General features: G+C 44.6%; 5 protein-coding genes. 2 read left to right on the top strand and 3 right to left on the bottom strand.

All coding sequences use genetic code 11. From position 1 onward, the window contains the following. The coding region (locus B7L70_RS11900; RefSeq protein ID WP_081228373.1) for an inorganic phosphate transporter at positions 1–692 on the top strand (692 nt) is incomplete at its 5' end. A 61-nt stretch (positions 693–753) separates the two neighbouring features. Here the strand turns inward: B7L70_RS11900 and B7L70_RS11895 are convergent. The 3 genes from B7L70_RS11895 to B7L70_RS11885 all read right to left on the bottom strand — a co-directional run bounded on the left by B7L70_RS11895 (position 754) and on the right by B7L70_RS11885 (position 3,090). Continuing rightward, complete coding sequence (locus B7L70_RS11895) at positions 754–1,824, bottom strand: sn-glycerol-1-phosphate dehydrogenase (protein WP_202908743.1); 1,071 nt, start codon at positions 1,822–1,824, stop codon at positions 754–756. A 75-nt stretch (positions 1,825–1,899) separates the two neighbouring features. Then, positions 1,900–2,424, bottom strand: coding sequence for a DJ-1/PfpI family protein (locus B7L70_RS11890; RefSeq protein ID WP_081228372.1), 525 nt, complete (start codon positions 2,422–2,424; stop codon positions 1,900–1,902). A 66-nt stretch (positions 2,425–2,490) separates the two neighbouring features. Further along, positions 2,491–3,090 carry an adenylate kinase gene (locus B7L70_RS11885; RefSeq protein WP_081228371.1) on the bottom strand — a complete coding sequence of 200 codons (600 nt, stop codon included), beginning with the start codon at positions 3,088–3,090 and terminating at the stop codon, positions 2,491–2,493. 102 nt (positions 3,091–3,192) lie between these two features. Here B7L70_RS11885 and B7L70_RS11880 point away from each other — a divergent pair. Beyond that, positions 3,193–4,227: glycosyltransferase family 4 protein (locus B7L70_RS11880; RefSeq protein WP_101940291.1), on the top strand; the 1,035-nt coding region annotated here is incomplete at its 3' end.

Here is a 4,227-nt window from a genome sequence, read left to right as displayed (position 1 = left end):
GTGGTGAGGTTGCCATGGTCGCCATGATAGTTACGGTAACAATATTCGTGATTGGCGAGAGTATGAGGGTACCAATATCGTTAACGGGTTCATTATACGCAAGTCTGGTTGGCGCATCATTAGCGCTAAATCATTTATTAGGTAATGCCCCTCTCGTACTTGGTTATTGGTTGTCCTTACCAATAATAGTAATGTTGCTCTCATACTTTCTATATAGGTCGTTGGGTGTTTTTTCTAGACTCTCGTTTAGGTATATCGGTATTTACAGGATTTTGTCTATAATCACTGTTTTTCTATTATCATTTTCATTTGGTGCAAATAACCTTGGGCTATTGTGGGCACTACTCAACTTTAGTTATAGGGGTTTCATTATAATAACCCTAAGCTCCATACTAGGCGCCTTGTTGATTGGTTGGAGGACACTGTATAGGTTAAGTACGGGGTTATTTACGTTGGGTCCTCTGACGGGGTTCACAATACAGCTGTTTTCATTTATTGCGATGGAGGTTGGGACGTTTTACTCGGTACCGATGCCTATCACCGTTGTAACATCCTTCGGCTTGGTTGGTGTTGGTGCGGCACATAAATTCAGGTTAATAAACCTGAGGTATTTCGGTGAGTTACTCATTGGCTTTATTGCATCAATAATAATAGGTCTTGTGTTCGGTTACTTATTAATTAAAACAATCTAAGCAAGCACCGGTCGAGAAATCTAGGATTCATGGTATATTACACCGCATTCATCAGTAAGTATTATGCTATTCCTGTGGTTTCAACTATATTCTCAGCAGCCTTCCTTGATAGGCCTGTACTTAGTATTGTGAATCTCTCGGGCCTAACGTTGGGTGCCATCATTAGCGCTTCGATGATGATATCCCTATCTAGACCTAACTCCTTGGCTGTGACGGGAATATTCAAGCCCTGTAGGAATGCTCTTATCTTTCTCCATTTCATTCCGTGGAGGTAAGCCATCATTATCGCTCCCAACGCTACCTGTTCACCATGTAATGCGGGTCTGAAGCCCTTCTCCCTAGCGAGTATGTCTATTGCGTGACTAAACAGGTGCTCAGAACCACTGCATGGTCTTGAACTTCCCGCAATTGCCATGGCAACGCCACAGCCGAGTAATGCCTTAACCACTATCCTAACGCTCTCCTCGTTATGAACCCTTAATTTACCCCCATTCCTCAGAGCTATCAATGCGCTGTCCCTGGCTAAGGCAGCAGCGTACTCGCTGAACTCCTCACCCTTGACCCTAACTGCGAACTCCCAATCCTTAACCGCTATTAACTTACCCACCAATTCACCAACACCAGCCAATAAGTATCTCCTTGGCGCCTCAAGTATTATTGACGTATCCGCTATGATGGCTATTGGGGACTTGTGAACCTTACCAATACCGTACTTATTCAAATCCATCTGGAGTACATGGGATACGTAGGGGCTGGCAATACCGTCATGACTGGCTATTGTGGGTATTGATACGTAGGGCACATTCATAATGTGCGCCAAGGCCTTCCCAAAATCGATTATTTTACCACCACCGAGGGCTATTATGTAGTCGGCAGTATTCGCATATTTATTGGCGAGATTAATGATGCTCTCAGGGCTTAACTCATTGATCTCCTCAACATCGCAAATCCTACACCCTATCTTATCGAGTAGATGCTTGCCGAAGTGCGGTCCTATGAGAATAAGCCCCCTCAGTCCATTGAGATTGATCTTACTGAGTATTTCGGGGACTTTGTTTATGGCGTTGGGTCCAAACACCACTACCCTAGGTATCTCGTACATCTCTAATGACTTGTACTGCATCGATCCCATTATTGATTAGGAGGGATGTGCACTGCAATTTAAGTTATTTGCCCATTGATTAGAGGGTTTATTGCAAAAACAGGATTATTCACGAAGTGCTTTAATTATCGTATCAACACTAACCTTCTTCATTGTCACTATGTTATTATCAACCACAAAATCCTCATTCACAAACTCAACACCATTACTTCTTAATAGGCTTATTAATTCGGTGGTTGGGTATACCGTGGCCCTTCTACCCTTTAACAGACCGAGCTTGGCAGCGTACGCGGGTAGCGCTAGGGGCAGTATGACCTTCTTACCGCCACTTACCGATTTCGTTAATAACTTCTCGAAGATATCCCTATTAACCATCGGCTTAGCCCTACCCGGTGTTTCCTTACCAGTAACGGTGTAATAAGCCCAGTAACCCCCTATGAATGCAATAATATCGTAATCACCAAGTTTATTTTCATCAAAATTCTCGGTAAAGTCTAGGTCGAAATTTACCCTAGCGGTCTTACTTACCAATCCCGTACTGACTTCCATACCCAGTTGCCTAAGTGCTTGCATCATCATTGAGTACTCGCCTTTGTATGAGTCATCTGCGACGATTATTAAGGCCTTCATACGACCTATGGGGCAGGATTGTTATTTTAAATATTACGCGCCAATTATCGAACAACGTGTAAAGCCCTACTTTGTGGCTGACCTATTCCTCATTATTAGATCTACAATGAATTTTGCCGCCATCTCGGCATGCTCAAAAGGCCTAGTCTGCGGTTTCTTCCTGAAGTCTAGGATGTACACCGAGCACTCGCCTGCATTGGCTGCGGCGAAGGCGTAATACCTATTGGCTAGTTGATGTAGTTCAATTTCCTCGGGAGTATCTGCCTCCCTGTCCCTAAGCCCCACATCCTTGGACCTCCTCTCTAGGATATCCTTTGGGTCGAACTCCATGAGTACTATTGCGTCAGGCCTTAACTTCGTGATTATCCTGTCAGGAAGTCCTGGGTAAAAGCCTCCCTGAACCCTAATGCTTGCATGCGTGTCTATTATGACATCGCCAGATAGCCTCGCTATCTCCTCCGCAGCCAATTCCTGGACCTTCCTATACTCCTCAACTGGAAGCTTCTTCCTCATGTCATCCCTATTGGTTATTCCATAATTCCTCCTGGCTACCTCAAGCATGTAATCGCCGTAGTTAACGATAGTCACGTCAGGCAGCATCTCCTTGACATACTTAAGTGTTGTAGACTTACCACTACCGGGGACAGCTACAAGTACTATCTTCACATAAATCCTCGCACACCAAATTCATTTTAAGTTTTATTTCACTAGATCCCTTCATAAGGTCTTAAGATCTTATTTTTAAATGTGATAATGAATTAGGCACATGTGAGCATTAGGGTTCTTCACCTCTCGTGGGAATGGCCACCCCACATGATTGGTGGTTTGGGTAGGCATGTTTATCACATTACGAGGAACCTTGTTAGGAATGGTGTGGAAACTGCCGTGATAAGTATATCCCTACCTGGTGTACCAGCCTCTGAGGAGGTTGATGGTGTACATGTCAGGAGGGTTGATCCATTTAGGTTTAGATCCACTGGCTTCATAACCTGGGTTCTAAACTTCAATGAGGAAATGATTGAGGAAGCCCTTAGGTTGTATGATCAATGGGATTTCGATCTCATACACGTTCACGATTGGTTAAGTGGGCCGGCGGGTATTGCGTTAAAGCATTTACTTCATAAGCCCCTGATAGCCACAATACACGCAACCGAGGTTGGTAGACGCGGCGGCGTCTATAATGAGGAGCAGTTCATAATTCACTCCTGGGAGTGGAGGACTACGTACGAGGCTTGGAAGGTCATTGTTTGCAGCAATTACATGCTTGGTGAGGTGGTTAGGGTGCATGGGGTTCCCAAGGATAAATTGGTAATGATACCTAACGGCATTGACACTAGTTACATAGATTCGGTAAGCCCAAGATCTGGGTTTAGGGATTTATACGCAATGCCTAACGAGAGGATCATAACGTTCGTTGGTAGGTTAGTCTATGAGAAAGGGCCTGATCTTGTACTGGCTGCATTTAGGGAGTTGCTTAATTGGAATTGGGAATTGAAATTATTGATAGTGGGTGACGGACCAATGAGGGAATACTTAATGGAACTAGCCCATGAGTGGGGCATATGGAGTAAGGTTTACTTCACGGGCAGGGTTGACGACCAAACACTCTACTCAATACTAAAGGTTTCAGACCTGGCAATACTACCCAGTCGCTATGAACCGTTTGGGATAACGATACTGGAGGCCATGGCCACCGGCGTGCCCGTAATAACCACGAGGGTCGGTGGACCTGACGAAATAGTTAGGGATTGGTACAATGGTGTTAAGGTGCCTCCTAACAACGTAGAGGAAATAGTGAGGGCA

It is taken from the genome of Vulcanisaeta sp. EB80 (genome assembly GCF_002078205.2).
The sequence above is the reverse complement of the archived record's forward strand: the minus strand, read 5'-3'. Positions and strand labels throughout refer to the sequence as shown.